The sequence below is a fragment of the Enterococcus rivorum genome (genome assembly GCF_001742285.1).
In the GTDB taxonomy this organism is placed as follows: Bacteria; Bacillota; Bacilli; order Lactobacillales; family Enterococcaceae; genus Enterococcus_L; species Enterococcus_L rivorum.
The window spans coordinates 1-16,492 of sequence record NZ_MIEK01000056.1; the positions used below are offsets into that span (position 1 = coordinate 1).

17 protein-coding genes and 1 pseudogene are annotated in these 16,492 nt (G+C 34.8%); 5 read left to right on the forward strand and 13 right to left on the reverse strand.

Annotated features, from left to right (window positions below):
• Positions 1-243 precede the first annotated feature (243 nt).
• The 5 genes from BCR26_RS14795 to BCR26_RS14815 all read right to left on the reverse strand — a co-directional run bounded on the left by BCR26_RS14795 (position 244) and on the right by BCR26_RS14815 (position 3,374).
• Positions 244-603, reverse strand: a complete 360-nt coding sequence (locus BCR26_RS14795; RefSeq protein ID WP_069699744.1) for a hypothetical protein — start codon at positions 601-603, stop codon at positions 244-246.
• A gap of 89 nt (positions 604-692) precedes the next feature.
• Positions 693-1,145 (reverse strand): SMI1/KNR4 family protein, encoded by a 453-nt coding sequence (locus BCR26_RS14800; protein WP_069699745.1) that lies wholly within the window; start codon positions 1,143-1,145, stop codon positions 693-695.
• A 15-nt stretch (positions 1,146-1,160) separates the two neighbouring features.
• Entirely contained in the window at positions 1,161-2,759 is a 1,599-nt protein-coding gene (locus BCR26_RS14805) for an HNH endonuclease (protein ID WP_069699746.1), read from the reverse strand.
• On the reverse strand, positions 2,750-3,112 hold the full coding sequence (locus BCR26_RS14810) for a hypothetical protein (protein ID WP_069699747.1): 363 nt from the start codon (positions 3,110-3,112) through the stop codon (positions 2,750-2,752). Before BCR26_RS14810 ends, BCR26_RS14805 begins: the two co-directional genes overlap by 10 nt.
• A gap of 10 nt (positions 3,113-3,122) precedes the next feature.
• Positions 3,123-3,374, reverse strand: coding sequence for a hypothetical protein (locus BCR26_RS14815; RefSeq protein WP_069699748.1), 252 nt, complete (start codon positions 3,372-3,374; stop codon positions 3,123-3,125).
• Between the two features lie 510 nt (positions 3,375-3,884).
• Here BCR26_RS14815 and BCR26_RS18600 point away from each other — a divergent pair.
• The gene (locus BCR26_RS18600; protein ID WP_169818901.1) at positions 3,885-4,040 is read left to right on the forward strand and encodes a hypothetical protein; all 156 of its coding nucleotides are present in this window, start codon (positions 3,885-3,887) and stop codon (positions 4,038-4,040) included.
• 123 nt (positions 4,041-4,163) lie between these two features.
• On the opposite strand, the gene BCR26_RS14820 is transcribed toward BCR26_RS18600, so the two are convergent.
• Positions 4,164-4,631: a DUF1307 domain-containing protein gene (locus BCR26_RS14820; protein ID WP_084387160.1), complete on the reverse strand. Its 468-nt coding sequence runs from the start codon at positions 4,629-4,631 to the stop codon at positions 4,164-4,166.
• A gap of 188 nt (positions 4,632-4,819) precedes the next feature.
• On the opposite strand from BCR26_RS14820, the gene BCR26_RS14825 reads away from it, so the two are divergent.
• Together BCR26_RS14825 and BCR26_RS14830 are read left to right on the forward strand one after the other, a co-directional pair.
• Positions 4,820-5,299: a hypothetical protein gene (locus BCR26_RS14825; protein WP_069699750.1), complete on the forward strand. Its 480-nt coding sequence runs from the start codon at positions 4,820-4,822 to the stop codon at positions 5,297-5,299.
• A gap of 19 nt (positions 5,300-5,318) precedes the next feature.
• Positions 5,319-5,783, forward strand: a complete 465-nt coding sequence (locus BCR26_RS14830) for a DUF3592 domain-containing protein (RefSeq protein ID WP_069699751.1) — start codon at positions 5,319-5,321, stop codon at positions 5,781-5,783.
• A gap of 101 nt (positions 5,784-5,884) precedes the next feature.
• Here BCR26_RS14830 and BCR26_RS18605 read toward each other — a convergent pair whose 3' ends face one another.
• On the reverse strand, positions 5,885-6,061 hold the full coding sequence (locus BCR26_RS18605) for a hypothetical protein (protein ID WP_169818902.1): 177 nt from the start codon (positions 6,059-6,061) through the stop codon (positions 5,885-5,887).
• Between the two features lie 36 nt (positions 6,062-6,097).
• Positions 6,098-6,775, reverse strand: a complete 678-nt coding sequence (locus BCR26_RS14835) for a hypothetical protein (protein WP_069699752.1) — start codon at positions 6,773-6,775, stop codon at positions 6,098-6,100.
• Between the two features lie 344 nt (positions 6,776-7,119).
• On the opposite strand from BCR26_RS14835, the gene BCR26_RS19025 reads away from it, so the two are divergent.
• Both BCR26_RS19025 and BCR26_RS19030 read left to right on the forward strand, forming a co-directional pair.
• Positions 7,120-7,356, forward strand: a complete 237-nt coding sequence (locus tag BCR26_RS19025; RefSeq protein WP_069699753.1) for a site-specific integrase — start codon at positions 7,120-7,122, stop codon at positions 7,354-7,356.
• A gap of 74 nt (positions 7,357-7,430) precedes the next feature.
• A pseudogene (locus BCR26_RS19030) lies at positions 7,431-7,589 on the forward strand (tyrosine-type recombinase/integrase); the annotation flags it as partial.
• 366 nt (positions 7,590-7,955) lie between these two features.
• On the opposite strand, the gene BCR26_RS14845 reads toward BCR26_RS19030, so the two are convergent.
• The 5 genes from BCR26_RS14845 to BCR26_RS14865 all read right to left on the reverse strand — a co-directional run bounded on the left by BCR26_RS14845 (position 7,956) and on the right by BCR26_RS14865 (position 16,307).
• Positions 7,956-8,189 (reverse strand): hypothetical protein, encoded by a 234-nt coding sequence (locus tag BCR26_RS14845; protein WP_069699754.1) that lies wholly within the window; start codon positions 8,187-8,189, stop codon positions 7,956-7,958.
• Positions 8,190-8,392: 203 nt separating this feature from the next.
• Positions 8,393-9,652, reverse strand: a complete 1,260-nt coding sequence (locus BCR26_RS14850) for a DUF2399 domain-containing protein (RefSeq protein WP_069699755.1) — start codon at positions 9,650-9,652, stop codon at positions 8,393-8,395.
• The gene (locus tag BCR26_RS14855) at positions 9,645-13,721 is read right to left on the reverse strand and encodes a TIGR02680 family protein (protein WP_069699756.1); all 4,077 of its coding nucleotides are present in this window, start codon (positions 13,719-13,721) and stop codon (positions 9,645-9,647) included. The genes BCR26_RS14850 and BCR26_RS14855 overlap by 8 nt, the downstream gene beginning before the upstream one ends.
• Complete coding sequence (locus BCR26_RS14860) at positions 13,711-14,835, reverse strand: TIGR02678 family protein (RefSeq protein ID WP_069699757.1); 1,125 nt, start codon at positions 14,833-14,835, stop codon at positions 13,711-13,713. The genes BCR26_RS14855 and BCR26_RS14860 overlap by 11 nt, the downstream gene beginning before the upstream one ends.
• Positions 14,832-16,307, reverse strand: coding sequence for a TIGR02677 family protein (locus BCR26_RS14865; protein WP_069699758.1), 1,476 nt, complete (start codon positions 16,305-16,307; stop codon positions 14,832-14,834). The genes BCR26_RS14860 and BCR26_RS14865 overlap by 4 nt, the downstream gene beginning before the upstream one ends.
• Between the last annotated feature and the right edge of the window lie 185 nt (positions 16,308-16,492).

Sequence of the window (16,492 nt, forward strand, 5' to 3'; positions counted from 1 at the left end):
TATACCAAGAAAATCATTAAAGTATCAGACACCATTAGAGGTATTTTTGAGTTACGTAAATGATAAGCATTTGTCCAGCTTAATTTGACAAATCAAATAATAAAAAACCTTTAAATCAATCCCTAGAAATTGCTTCTTTTTTAGTATTTCCTTTTTAACAATATGATAATATGAACTCACAGAAACACTCCTTTTTACCTACTCATACCAAGAAGGATAATAAATTACTATTAGCAATTATTTTTATTTGTCTGCTATCACTAACTTCAAGACTCCATTTTGTTTTTCATTAAAGACTCTTTTACCAACCAATGCAACTATTTCTTTTATAGTATCCAGACTTTCAAAATTATCATCATTTCCGTCTTCAAGTTCAACCTCCACTTCATTTCCTTCTTCTACCATGTGTTCAGTACAATTAACATAAAATTTATCAAGGATATCTTCCAAAGGATATTGAAAATTCTCATTTTCTTCAAGTTCAAACCTTAGAGTAGTCACATATCGCTTATTTTTTAAGTCTTTATATATTCCGTTTTCTACTTCTTCATAGAGTTTCTTGCTGCTATATTTTTCTAATGCTATTGATTGTATATTTTTCAATATTTGTTCTCTCCCTTTTTAATACTTGTTTAATCATTTTAGAAAATTCAATACCATTTACAACAGCAATTACGCTCGTTTGAACATCATTATTCTTCTGAAGCTTCATGTAGCATATTTAAAAAATCAGTGAACGTCTCACAGATAGGTGTAATGGCTTCCTCTAGGTCGCCACCTCCTGCTATTTCATGATCCCAAAATACGATTGTCGGATTTTGACTTGAACGATAATCAAAACAAATTAAATTCCCTCCGGCATCTCTTCCGAATGGAATAATACCACTAACAAGTCTATCAGAAACAGCCTCTACAATTTGAAAAATGTTATAGTTGATATCAGCTTTCAAATTAATTAAATTATTAATCATTTCTTCTCTAGAATTTATAACAAATGTATCTGGTTCAGGAAATCCACCATTGTATTTCGATACAACCTCGATGTAATCTTGTGGATATTTTATTCCTAAAGTATTTTCAGCATAGCTAATCTCTTGACCTGTTAAAGTCCCTTTGGAAAAGTTCCAAATAATTTTACTAGACATTGAATGTTTACCTCCTTAGTTTCCGCGTCCCCATATACTGAAGCCTCCGGTATGACCTGTTTTTCCATGTATCAGACTATCAACCAATTCCATTACACCAGTGTCCTGATGGTGGTGCCAAGTATAGTTTTCTGGAACTCCACCTTTCTTAAAAATTGCCAATTCTTCAGCTGTAAATTTACTCGCTAGGTTGCTGTCGTTCATCGCTTGATTGTACAAATCCTTACTAGCTCGACTAAAATGTGTTTTTCTAGTTTTTAAAAAATCAGCGGGATCTAATTTCATTTTGTATTCAGATTCGAAGATGGGAAAACCATCTGAATCAAAAGGAACGTCTGTTGTTGGGTGGTTTTGGCCTGCTAAATGTCCATTTTTTAGTTGTTGATTATAATTATTCGCAAAGCTATAACTTACGTTAGAGTTAGCCACACCCATTTTGCTAACGGCATCTGAAACAATCGCAAGACCTACCCCTGTTGTAGCTGTCCCTGCAACGACACCAGCTTGTGTGATTCCTGTTAATGCTAATGTTCCTCCAGAGAAATAAGTGCCTGCTAAATCTAACCCTGTAATACCTAAACCAGTAAGAGCCGTTGTCACTCCTGTCGCCAGTTGTAACAATGATTGATTCAACAATTCTCGTTGTTGCTTAGTTAATTCTCGATTGGCTATTGCTGTCAATTCAGGATTATTGACACCATTTTTAAGGATAATTACACCATTACCTGCACCCATGTTGACTGGTAAAACACGTAAAATGTTCCCCTCATCATCAAATATCAATAATTGATTTAACTCTTTTAACGCCGTTTCCCAATTCTCCAGAGGAACATTTTCCAACGCTTTTCTCATAATTTCTTCGTAATATTTTTGCGCTTCTTTCGGTAAATGAAGTCCTGTCATTCCTTTAGATAATACCAATTGTTGTTGGATTTCTTTCTGACTTTTACCTTTTGTAGAAGTAAACCAACTCTTATCAACACCAGTAGGCAACGTATACGTTCCATCACTATTAACAACAGTATTGTTTAACACGAGAACCCCTTGCATAGCTAGTTTCATTTCGTTCAAACTATTGCTAAAAAGACCATTGGTTCGAGAAGAAAAGTTGTGAAGTTTTTCTAATTTCTTTTCAATCTCTCGAATATCGTTGTCTAAATCGTTCGACATTCGATTCAACATAGCTTGTGCATTTAACAAGGTATCTAAGAGACTGGCGACAGGATTGCTCCGAGAGAGTGATCTCACAAAGGAAGCAGAAGCGTCTACCGATGCTTTCATAGCTTTTTTCGTTGCCAACCGTTGCATAAGTTTGTCTTCGTCTAAAAGCCCTTCACTGGCCACCTGTGCGTCGGCAGAACGATAGGCTTGTAAGTCGGCTTCTATTTCCCCCATGGCAGTCGTTACTTTGCCAATGGTTGGAAGAACAAGCTCGCTAAATAATCCTTTACCAGCGGTATAAGCAGCACCCGAAAGTGTCTTTCCATTGACCGCTGAAATAACGGTTTGGCTGCCTGCTTTTAACTGTTGTGTCGCTTCTTTACCAGCTTGTAGATTACTTTGTAAGGCTTGCATTAATTGGTCTGAATCAGAACTGGAGTAAATTAATCCCAAGGAATATCCCCTCGTTTCCTGTAGAGTTCTTCTGTTTCTTTTTCCAGGACTTTTTTAGCAGAAGAATAGCTCTCCGTAAAAGCTTCTTCCAGCCCTTGTATCTGTCGCCTAAAAAAGTATTCTTGCTCGTCTTCTTGTTGTTGATTCTGATGTATCTTCTGATTTTCTGTGCTCTTCTCCTCTTCGTTCAACATCGTTAAGGTACGATAGCCTCTTTGTAAATCTTCTTTTAATTGGTACAGATGTTCTTCTACTTTCCGTTGCTCTTGTTTCAATGAATCACTCTTATTTTCATTTTCAAGAATCAGCCGATTATACCTTGCTCGTTCTTGGTCATAGTTATTCTTATCCATAGTTCCCCTCTCAGAATTTCATTTTACTATCTTCAATTGCCATGATTTCAGCAATTTCAGGAAATTTCTGACTTTGTTTTTTGACACATTCAACTAATTCTGACAAATTAGTCAACAACTGATTATTCACTTCTTTACCTTGTTTCATACTACTAATCGTACTTTTACCGAAAGAAACTTGTTTTCCTTTTGATACGGCTACCGATTCTATTCCTGCGACTGCTCCCGAAGCAGCACTGATATCTGAAGCAATTTTCCCCATATACTCACGCCTTTCACCAATTGTCTAACGTACTATTAACACTACTTCCTCTCTTTTTTAATAATTCTCAATATCTCTTTTTGAAGAACCGACTCATAGAATGTTCTTTGCCACCTTATATTTGTAAAAAGTACTATTTCTATAGATGCAAGCAAATAAAAAAACATTAATTTTTATACCTCGATTTTCTATTGTCAAAGCTTGATTGTTTAACCGCTAAAAATAGTATAATGTCTAGGCTTGAACTTGTAATAAAATGGTAACATTTGTCTTTAAGTGATGTCAATGACTTATGATTGATAATAAAAAAACAGTTTATTGTACAAAAATTAGCTACACGTAATCCAAACAGTTTTGTAAGAGAATTTTATTCCCCTCTTCATTATTTTATCTTCTTACTACATTAAGTTTAGAATCAAAAAAATATTTAATCATAAAAATGCACTCCTAAAAAACTAAATTCAATATAAAATAGTACTTACTAAATATGACACAAATAGAGGAGTTTTTATGGAAAAACATAATTGGAATGGCTATATCGATAATACTCCCACTTGGTATGGAACTGATGGCAAAATGATAGATGTTTCTGTGGAGCCTAGTGGTCTATCTTTTTATGCAGAGCTTCCCCAGGACGAATGGAATGAATGGATTGAACTTTTCTAGAAGAAAGCATCTGTAGTAATGGGGTACGAGGTAGGAGAGCCTAAAGATGGTTTCGAGTTCTATTTATTATGATGTAAATACAAAAAAAGCCAACCTCAGAATGATTAGTGGCTGACTTGTTTATTAATCTATTTTTTTATATCCACCTTTTAACAATATTTCCTCTGTCTTTTCAAAATTTACTTTCCCACTATTATTAGGATATACTGCTATTCCCGTAATTTCTGATACTTCTACAGGATCAGCTTCAGAATAATCAATTTTAAACTCCTGAACAATTCTAACATCTTCATACTTAACTTTGTACTCCACCCCTTTGACATTCGCAACAAGCTCTAATACTGATTCTATCTTTACTTTTGCTTCTTCTTCATTAGAAACATCCATCATGAAATACGGAACGGTTACAGTTGATATCTGTTGGGTAATCTCGTTACCTCTAACTAAATATGTAGAACTAATTTCAAATTTTCCAATTTTATAGTTATATTTCACTTCTCTCAATTCTTTTTCGCATGCCACTAAAAAAAATACTAAAAATAAAAGCACTGATCCCTTAGCAATCTTCCTTTTCATTTCATTCTCCTTCATGATTTTATCTATTAATTTTATCGTAACTTTTTTCTATTTTCAAGTTTTTCCAGAATTAATGCTAAACTGATACTATGAAAAAAATTGTTCTACCTATCTTAGATTCATTGATTTTGAACGATGGTGTAAAAATAGGATTGCAGTAGTATGAAAAGGTGATTAATAATAGTTTAGAAGGAGAGTGACAAATGGATATAAAATGGACTAAAAAGAAATTTATTGGCATTTGTTTAGTTTTACTGTTTTTTTTATTTATTGGGGTTTTTGAACTAACTAAAATAGAGAGGATATTCTATCGAACGGATTATTCCAAAACTTCGTATAACTCTATGTATTATCAAATGAAATTAATTAGTATGTTACACTCTTACAAATTTGAATCAAGTAATAACCATGTATCTATCTCAAAAATAGGAGAAGCTTTAGAGTATTCAGATTTCAATTTAATGCTATTTAATTCTAATAAATCCGTTAAAGTATCAAAGTATAAAATCGATAAAATAAAACTTGGAAATAGTTATACAGATGTAAAAAAAGTTCTTGGAGCTCCGGTTTTTGCCAGTAAATTTAAAAGTAATTTAGTAAGTACTGCTAGTTGGACAACTAATCAGAAATCTAATTTCGAAGTCTTTTTTGATGACTATGACAGGGTGAAGGAATTAAAATAAATCAAAAGGAGAAAACAATTTGTCTGATACATTAATTGTCATTGCCGTATCTTTTTCACTATCTTCCATTTGTTTTTTTATTGGAATATTAAATTTTGTCATTCGAAAAAACAATTTTAAAAAATGTTCACTTAAAACAATAGGTACTGTCATAAAACATCAAACTTTACATTCTACAGAGGCCGGTCATAGTAAATGTATATCCCTCGTTGAATATGAGATTGATAACAAATTATATAAAAAGGATTTTGTCATTAATAGACCCATCCGATTCAAAAATATTCCTATAGGACATTATACAAAAACAAAAATAGGAGAAACTTTTGTTTTATTATATAACCCTAAAAATAAGTATCATGTTTTAGTTGAAGCTGACAAAGAATTTAATAAGAAAATGAGTGGAATCATATTTTTCATTTTTGGCGCTTTTATCATGCTGTTTCCCATTTTGTTTACTATCGACATGCTATTTGACGTTTTTTAAAACTAGATGAACAAATAAGTTAATCTAAAAAAACACTTCAACAAGTAGGTTTTAAACCCAACTCATTAAAGTGTCTTTTCGTTTCTATACAAAAGAATCAGTTATTCTTTTAACCCTCTATTCATAATCTCCCTATCCACAGAATGTAAGAATTCCATGCTGTAGCGATTATTCCTAATGCTATAAACATCTGGATACGGGCGACCAGTTGAATGATCGATAAATCGCTCGACATCACATTCAGCTAGATGTTCTATAGCGCTCCTCTCTTCTTCCACCCAAAGTTCATTGTATTCCTTGACTACTTGTTTAAGCTACAGCAGTCGTTCGTCTAGCTCCTTTTTCTTAGCTGCCAAACGTTCACTGCTTTCTATTTCACTTTTAATAAAATTATTCGCAATGGATTTAATCGCAATGCTAGGATTCCTTTTAAGCTCATTGTAGGCTTTCTCCTCTGTTTTGATACGAGTATCAAGATACTTACGAGCATTTTCTGATTCGCTTAGTTTCTTCAGCTTCTCAGCAGATGGGAATTGTTCAATTTCTTCCGCCAGTGCTTTTCCCTCACTGATCACTTTGCCCAATTCATTTTTGATCCTGGTTAATTTCTGTTCTGGTTCCACTAGGATATTCATTTGTTTCGTTAGCTGTTCTTTAATTGATTCGTTCATTTTCTGGTCTTCCTGATTGAAATAGCTATTTTTTTGATTATTTTTGAAGTAATGACTTTCTTTATTGTCCAAAATACTTTTGGCTACTTGTCCTAATCGCTTGCCTAATTGTCCTGGGGTTTGCTTCTGTGAGCTTTCCTTTGAGTTGGCAAGTTCTTTAGCCTTTGCTTCACGTTCTTTGTAGCTCAAGGCTTCTAATTCATTCCGCTTGGTTTCATCAATATTATGTTCGCTCATTAATAAATTTGTATGTCTTCGATCAAGTTCCCTCTCTTTTTTCACTTCGCCTAAAATGTCGTCAAATTCCGTTGTTTCATTCATACTGCTTCCTCTTCTCTTTTATTTTAGATACTCATGTTTTATTTTTCAGGGGTACAACCTTTTGTAGTACTTCACCCCTACCGATTGTAGTACTACAATCAAGTACGTCATTGAAATAGAATGTTGTTCTATCAAGGATTATGGCTCTTTGAATGGTAAAATAATTCTTCCACGAAAAAAAGAAGAAGAAAAAAGCTGCAGTTCTGCACTAAAGAAGAGATGGCTCATTTTTTTGATTGCTTAAAAGACTTTGGTAATTATAAACAACTGGCTTTTTTAGTGTATTAGCCTTTACTGGAGTTCGTAAAAGTGAAGATCTATCGTTGCAATGAAAATATATTGATATGTTCAATAAGAACGTTTCTATAGGTAAAATGCTAGCGCTTGATGAAAACACTGAAGTAGTTGCTCAAACGCCTAAGACGTCCTCTAGTACACGTAAAATAAGCCTTGATGATGAAACAATCAAGATTCTATCGAACTGGCGATCATTTCAACGGCAAGACTATTACAAAATGGGCTTTAATACAACCAGTGAGGATCAATACGTTTTCACTAATGACAGGAATGAACTGCATTAGCCACAAGTGGTAAATGATTGGCTGAACTATGTAATAAATAAGTACAAACTACCTAGAATCCCCCCCACCACTTCCGACACTCACACGCTAATTTATTACTGCAAGCTGGTATATTAGTGAAAGAAGTTATTGAGCGTTTAGGACACAAAAATATTAAAATAACGCTTGAAATCTATTCTCATGTTATGCCAAAAGAAGCTGAAAAAACCGCTTCTAAATTTGTTGGATTTTAAAGCAATTCACAGACAAAAGCACAGACCTTTCGCTTTTTAAACATCAAAAAAAGACTAGGATTGGCTTTGTATCGCCTTTCCTAGCCTATATAATATGGTTAGCCCACACTGCCTCACAATACCGATTTTTGATTGATACAGATTGAAATATCTGTCATATCAAGGGGTTTAGGTAGTTTAAGAAATTAAATATTTCAATGATTTTCATTAATTTTGAAGTCAACCGATGTAAGTTGCGGTGTATAAAAATTTGACTTTCGTGGGCGAACGCTTGATAGATATTTTGTCATCAAAGAATGATAAGAATTTACGTTCTAGCCAATTCCTGTATCTCTTTAACAAGTTCTTTTATTTCTTCACTTAATTTTATCCTAAGCTCCAGTAAATATTGAAATTGTTCTTTAAATAAAATATTAAAATCATACCCCAACCAAAAAAAAGTTCATCATCATTCTTTGTAATTCTTTTAGTTGTTCGATAAGTCTCTTCAATACCATCCCTTTCAATTAACTCTAGAGCTCTAATCTGTTCAGCTTTCGTTTCTCTTTCATATAAACTTTCTTCCAAATCTCTTGCCATATTCATCATACTTTCATTCATATATAATTTTTAGTAGTTTCCACTTGAATGACAGTTCTTTTCAAAAGACAAATGCAATAAGTAAAAGAAAGATGGAGAGAAAAATAATTAAAATATTTTATACCCCTGATTAATGGATAACGTTTCAATACAAGAGGTATCAGTAGCTCCAGCAAAACATCAAAAACTAAATCACTGATTATTAATGATAACCTTAACCGCTACTATGTCTCATCTTTAAACTCACAAATAATCTGTTTTATCAATTCTTGTAAGAAGCCCTCTTGATAGGCAACTTTTTGTTCTTTATGAATCAACTTTCCTAGCATTACTAATTGATAATCCCTAAGGCTATCTAGCTTCTTCAATCGACTGTTACTCATAGTCAAATCAGATTTTGCTAATTTAAAATTTTGTTGGTTCATTCCTAAAAATTTTAATTGAGAATCAAAAGTGTTTTTCAATTTTTGAGCCATTCCTAGACCTTCTGGATCAATATCACCGCTATAATGGATAATGGTTCCAGTAGCTGCTAATTTACGCAATAGCTGCCAAATAGCAAAGGTTAATTGACCACTAGAACAAAGAATTGGCAGCTCTGGTAGTAATTCCACTAAAATCGAGTAAATACCAGAGTTCTCTACTACCAAAACCTTTTCACCAACATAGGGATGAATCGTCGTCATTCGTAAAATTTCTTTTAAAGGAACATTCCAACTAATTCCTTCAATACAAGCCTGTCGCCACATTTTATTTTCTTTATTTTTTGCATCTCGTGCAGTCAATCCTCGGATAGCTGCATAATTCATAATGTCATCCTTCAATAAGTAAAATTCATTTAGTAAACCATGACGTTGTTCCGCTTTTTCCAGTTCAATTTGATTCTCCAGCAGTTGATTTGACATTGCTGTCAGCATTTGTAAAAATAACACTCCGCCATCATTATTTTCATCAAATGCATGTGGCAAACCTGTAACTTTATAAGCAAATACTGGCAAGCGTAAAAAATCATTTTTAGGCAAGCTTTTTATAGCGTTTGATACTTGATTAAAGATAAGCAAATTCGGCAGTTTCTTCTTCCACCACTCTTTCAGTTGACGCTCTGTTAGTAATGAGGTAAAGCTAGCATCAATAGCTTTTACAGTTGCTTTAAAATGTTCAAAAGCAAGTGCTTCTGACTGTTCAAACGTTGCTTTTAGAGTTAATGGTTTCTTTGTAATGAAAACAACAAAATCTGATAATGACCATTCTAAAATACTTTCTATAAAAGCTTGCTCTAAATCTACAATCTGAATTCGTTTCTTTTGATCCCAAGAAAGTACTGTCAATCCAAGAAAAGATCGCAATGGATCAGTGTCAACTTTACTAAAAAGAGACAAACCAACACTATTTCCAAATGCTCCTTTCAACCAGTACCGACGCAATAATTCCTTACCCAACAAATGAAAAACAGGTTGTTTAAAGTATTCTTTAGGATCAGACAAGTTCCACACCTCCTGTTAGCAAATGCTTCTTTTGTCCATCCCAATAATAGCGGATTGTTGTAACAAAATTGACGTTCTGTGGTCGTAACAACTCATAAATCGCTAATTTAGAAACGGTAGGGTAATCACCAAAAAGTGCCTGTGAATTCATCACATAGTTAAAATTAAGCTGCTCACAGGCTTTAAAAAGCTCTGCAATATTTTGATCATCAATTCCAGCAAAAGCTTCATCCAATGTAATGACTCGAGGACATTGCTCTCCAGCATCTTCATAACGAGAATAAGTTGCAGCAAATAGCGGTAAATACATTGCTATCGCTTTTTCTCCTCCAGAGAATTGATTAAAACGACGATCAGTTAATGGTTGAGGCTGATAGCCTTCATTTGCCCGCTTATATTTCAGCTCAAATTCAAACCAATCTCTATAATCTAACACACTTGCAATGGCTTGGAATAAAGTACTTCGATCATCTGGTTCATTGTGTAATTGTTCTTGAGCTAAACGAACTTTTTCCTGAAAATGGCGAGAAACTACCTCTCGATCATCTTCTGACAAGAGTTCCGTTGGTTTTTCTAATAGGCGAACAAGTTGATTGGTACTAAGATCATGGTCAGAATTAGCAGAAACTCCTTTCCAGCAAATACTTAAAGATAATCCTGAAGAATTTTTTTGTTCTTGCAACAGTTCGTTCATCTGCGCTACCCACTGCTGGGCTTGCCGAATGCGGATCCGAAGGACTTTTCCCACAGATTCCAAAATAACCTTTTTAAAGAGTTGCTCATCATCCATCTTCAATAACTCTCGTAATGTCAAACGCTGTTCTCTCAGTCGCTCCAGTAACTCACTAGTTGTGGTTAGCTGTCCATCTTCTAAAAATCTTGGTTCCTTATTGTGATTAAAGGAAGCAAATTCGCCCAGTCTTTGTTCTTCTTCCGCTGACAAGTCCACACCACTAACATTCACCAACTCAGGTCGATAACTCTGTAATTGATCTGCGATAAAACTAAACTGATTCGAAAAACGATCTTCTAACCTTTTCAAATCTTTAACATTTAATTCTTTGCCTTGCTCCTTAGCAATCATTAACAGATCCGTGCTTGGAAGATTGAATCTTTGTAGCTCTTTTTCAAATAAAGCACGCCAATTACTTTCTAACTTGATTAATTGAACCAAGCGAAGGTCTTCATGCTCTATATTCCCTGTAATTTTTGTCCTAGCCTTTTCTAACTTAATTTGCTCTTGATTTAACTGTTTGATTTCTTGTTGGTACTGCCGTTGCTCCTCTGTTGCTGCCATCAATTTAGCAGTAAGTTCAGCAACATTAATGATTTGCTGCTGTGTTTCATTCTCTTTAATCAGTCGTTCCAATTTAGTTATTTCACCTATTAACATACTCACTTTATCTAACAAACTAAGCTCTTCTTCTTGATAGTTACTAACATGGGAAACAATGGTCTCTAACATTTCCTGTTGCCGATCGAGTTCTGATGATTTACTGAAAGCCTCATGAAGGTTCTGTTCATAGTTTAGTGCATATTGTAACGCCTCTTCATACGTTTCCTCTTTTTGATTTAGTTTATCCCCAGCTGCTTTCTCCGTTATTTGCGTCTTCATCATTAAAAGTTGCTGCTGCAAGGTACCTAATTCAGCATTTTTAATTGTTAATTCCTTTTCCTTAACTGTTAATGCTAGCGCCAAATTTTTTGTTTCCATATATGTTTGATACACTTCTGTTCCTCTAGGACGCTCTTGATAAGCTTCTTCAATTAATTTAAGCTTATGCTTTTGTTCTCTAATTTGAGTAGAAAGCTCCTGATTTGCTTCTTCTAATCGCTGAATCTCTGTTTTCAGTCTCTCAATTTGCTCCTGACGATATCGTTCTTGACTGGCAACACCAATAAAGGAAGCCTTATAATCAACAGGCATTTCACCACTAAGGTTGGCAATCTGAAAACGGCCATCTTGATGTATTATTGGTAAGTCTATCATCGGGTTCATCTCATTGTAAAAGATACTATCTAGCACATTTGCAACCTGACTCTGCAACTCAAGAGGCAAATCTGAATTTACAGTCAAAACGCTTGCTAAAGTAGAAGACATTAACTGCGGGTTGGATTTAATCATCCAGTCATCTGCCAATTGTAACGATTCCTCACTAATGACACTATCTAAAATACCTGACGTGAATAAAGCTCCTTCGATGCGATTTCGTTCTTCTTCTGTTACATTTGCTTGAAAGTCTACTCCTTCATAAAATAAAACATACTTGGCAGCCTCACTCCAGCTCTTTCGATTATTTTTTCGCCCTTCATTCTGATACGGTTTTGGCGCTTTCTGCTCCTTCCATTCTTCAATCTCCAGTTGAATATACTCAATTTTAGTTTGATTTTCTTCTAAACGAGATTCCAAAGGTACTAATTCTAATTGCTCCTTTTTCAACGTCTCCTGATAAGAATCTGTCAAAGGAGATAGAACAACTTCCTCACGCTCTTCTGTTTCCAACAAACTATCAATGCAATAAAGCAAATCATGATATTGATTCTTTGATAATTGAAAGGGAGACCTAGTCAACCAGGCATCAATCGCTAATTTCCACTTTTCTAGCTCATCGAGTCGTGTTTGTTGCCAATGCCGAAGATCTCGTTGTAACTCATCCAGTTCTTGCTGCACATTACCAACCAAGCGTTCCAGATCCACCTTCTGATTCTCTAAATGGACCAATTTCGATAACATTTGCAATATTTTACGGAAATGACTTTGTTTTTGACGAACTTGTTCTAACCAATATTTTCGTTCAAAGGTTGTAATGGTTGTACGCAACTTTTCTGAATAGGAACTATCTAACTCTTCAAAACGCAAATAAGAAAGATATTGTTGGTTATCTTGAATGAGTTCTTCTAAATCATTGTAAAGCTCCTCCTGTAAATATTTTCGATTTTCCAATTCCATTTGTTGCTCTTTCACTATCTGTTGTTTTTTCACCAATTGCTCTTTCGTATAAGCTAAATCCTCTGATGTTTGAGTAAGTCGCTTGTTGAGTTCTAACCCCTGATGGACTAAATTCATTCCTTCGTGCTGACTTAATTGTGAGATAGTGGCCGTCAAGGCCTCTACTTCCTGCTCATTTCTCTCAAAATTCTTCCTGTTTTTCAATAAATCTATGTTATGATTTTCCAATTGTTGTTTAAGTTCAGCAACTTGTTTCTCTAATTGTTTCATATCATTAAAAAGCTGGTACCACTTTCCAGCAATTTGAGAGACTAACTCATCATGCCAATTGTGATAATTTTTAGCAAAAGAATTCAATTCTTTCATTTCACGGGTTAAATCCTCCAAACGTTCTCGATGAAGATCTAGTTTTTCAATCGTTTTCGACAATGTCAATAATTCGTCTTCTTTCATTTTTGGTAAAGAGTTACGCAAAATGCCATAAATCACAGATGGCCGAAAATCCTTAGATAGTTTTGGGGAACGTAGCTGCAACAATAACGTAATCAATTCATCAAACTGATCTAAATGATCGAAACCAAAAATCCGCTGATTAACAAATTGCTTATACTCTCTTTGTGTTTCAAAAATGCGGCCTTTTCCCGCTATACGATTCTTTAATTTTGCTTTGGTTAAAGGCGTCAATTCATCTCGATGAAGTTCTTCATAAAGCTCAAAATCTTTGCCTACTCGCTGATTATTTTCAATAGCAAAAAACCATTTTGTGAGTTTCCCCCCTCGATTCGCATGCATCCCAATTCCAACGGTCAAATATTCCTCTCTAACTTCCCGTTTTACTTCTAAAAATAGATAGCCTATCCCCTCATCTCGTTGAGATACACCTTTTTCACCTAACAAATAATCTTCCATTTTTCGATCTCTGGAACCAAAAGAATCCAAACGATAGGCACTGGTGTCTCCATCAAATAGCACTGGAAATAAACTTTGCATCGTCAATGACTTTCCTGACCCATTTGTCCCTCTAAGGAGCATTCGGCCTTCTGCTAATTCAAAAGTTTCTTCTGTGTAATACCAAAAATTTAACAAGCCAACTCGATTCATTACCCATCTATTCGTCATTTTCTTTCCTCATTTCCGCTACCAAACGACCGAAAGCCGGTTGGATAATTATCTTATCTTCTATGCACTCAAACATCCCCCATGAAGCGCCTCGATGAAATAAAGTGTCAGATAGCTGACTTAAAGACTTCTCTTTAAATTCCTTTGACCAAAAGATGCAATAATTTACTTGCAGCTCCTTTACAAGCCTATACCATTGATCCTCTGCCAGGTAGATCTCTCCGTAAGCTGTTGGAACGAATTCATTCTGGCGTAAAATCGTGGCTAATTGTATTAAAATCTCATCCACTACTTGTCTACTAGGGAATAATTCCTGCCAATTATCTCGCTGTTCCAATGTAAAGGCCGCATAATCTCGATAAAGCTCAAAATGAAAGGGTGTATTGCTTTCAACATATTCCTGAGTATATCGATAATAATTTCTCATTAAAGCAAAAATATCTTCATTTTGGACCGTTCGCTTAATCTGAGGTGTCATTAACAATCGTTGATAAATCACTTGATTCCGTTCTAAACTACTACGACTATCCTCTAAATCTTTTTTAAATTCATTAAAGGACTCATACTGTGTATAAGACTGTGGTGCTCTTGCCAAAAAAGCACGAGCCATTGGTGTCGTCATAAATAAAATCTCTGTGTTGTCTTCCCCTTGCTCAAAATCTGACACTTCTCCTTCAATTCTCTTAATTAACCGTAATTGCTCCATTTTTTTTACTGCTCGCACTAAACTTTTACGATGATTGTAATTTGTCCAATCTATAATCAACGCTTCAGGAATCATCAATTGAATGCCTTGTACCAACTCATGCATCATAAAAGGCGCATCTGTTTCCAGTTCCTCTACATAAGCCATACCACAACAAAATAAAGAAAAATCCATAGGCATAATGAATTCATGATTGCCCATCCATGCTTCTAATTGAAATGGACGTTTTAGCACTTGTATATATTGAGGACGTATCGTAAAATTTAACCCAAAACGTTGCCGAAATTCTCGTTGAATATACTGCTGATGACGACGTAAAAAGTTGTAGTTTTCAGGTTGATCTTCTCGAATAATCCAAAAATTTTCAACTAACAATTTTACTGCCAGTCCAAACTCTTCAGGTTTCATTCTTCCACCCTTTCCATCACAACATGAGGCATGGTTAGCTGACCATCAACACATGCTACTTCAATACTTTGACTTAAATCGATTTTAATCGTAACTTCAAAGTCTAATTCAGTCACGATTGTCTGCTGTACTATTTTTTCTATCTTCTGATGATTAGGTACTTGCATTGAAATTGCACTACTAATCCATTTTAAAAACATCTGACGAGCTCCAGTATCTAATCGATCAAGCGTTGAAAAATCAAGTAAGCCCTCCTTGAAATAGCTATCAATCCGTTCACGCTGCGCTAATACCTTCTGACGATACTGCTCTTGTACTTCAAACTGAGCGGTTACATTCATTTTGAAGCTAGAAGCTTTCCGTTCCTGACGCGCTCCATGTCCCCGTTTATTAAGAAAAAGAGTCCCAGGCGTTAATGTCCAACTATTTTCCCGATTACTTGTTGCATCCATACCTTCAGTAACATAAAAATGACGAGTATGCTCTAAACCAAAAATTCCAGCATACATTTTCTGAGCTTCTGACAAATCCTCTACTTTGGAAAACCAACTTGCTAGATGGAGATAATCCTTTTTCCGACTTTGATATTGCCTAATTTCCTGTCCAAAATAATAAATCAAGTTCGTGATTTTGGCGATCATTTGATTGGTTTGCTCCATCAAGTTATCATATTCACTAGGGCGTTGCCCATTGCCAATAAACCAATCATGAAGTGCATTCATTTCCCCAACTACCTGATCAGCTACCTCTGCTTCAGTTATTCCATCAAAAATGGGAACTTCTTGTTCTTTTAAATATAAACCTGCAATTAACCCCTGCTGATTGATCGTTGAAAATTTTAGAATCACTTCTTGAAATCGAAAATAAAGATTTTGTACACTAACAATAAAATCCCGCAAATAATTCATGAAATTATCTTTATAAATGAGAAAAGCCTCTGTCTTCATTCGACTATCAACTTCCGGACTTGTAATATAGCGGATGTAATTTGCTGTTTTTTTACGAATCTGCCCAAACTCGGTACGAATGTCCAACCATAATTCTACTGGATCTCCAGCATTATTAATTAAATCCGTTAATAATTGTAATAATCTACGGAAGTCCCCTTCATCTAGCGCCCCTTTTGAAACTTGCTTAGAATGTGTTATTTGATAGACCATTTCTTCCACCAATACACCCGCTTCAGTGATTTGATAACGGAAATTTTTGTTACGCCACTCTTCAATAGATCGAGGTTGGATCATCTCTTGCTGCTTCTCTAAATTTCCCCACGAAACTAAATTTTCCAAATCTTGATCAACTTCTAATGCGCCATAATCTTCCGAATAGTCCTGCTGCATCATTTCTATCACTTCTGGTCGATATAAGGAGCCTTGCATTTGCCGATGTCGTTGATAAAAACGCCCCATAATTCGTCTATAACGTTCAAAATTTTCTACTGTCAAATAATTGGCTGGCATTATTTTCTTCATTACTTAAAAACCTCCCAAAAATATAGCATAGGTAAGCAAACAGTCATTATATTCATCTCTGTTTTCACTGCTCAATACACTAAAAAAATTTGCTGGAACTACTTCGAATATGTTTTTCATATAATCTCCTTTACACAAAAATAAAGCGTTATCATTCCTGTTTTTTAGTTATCTGTAAATTAAAT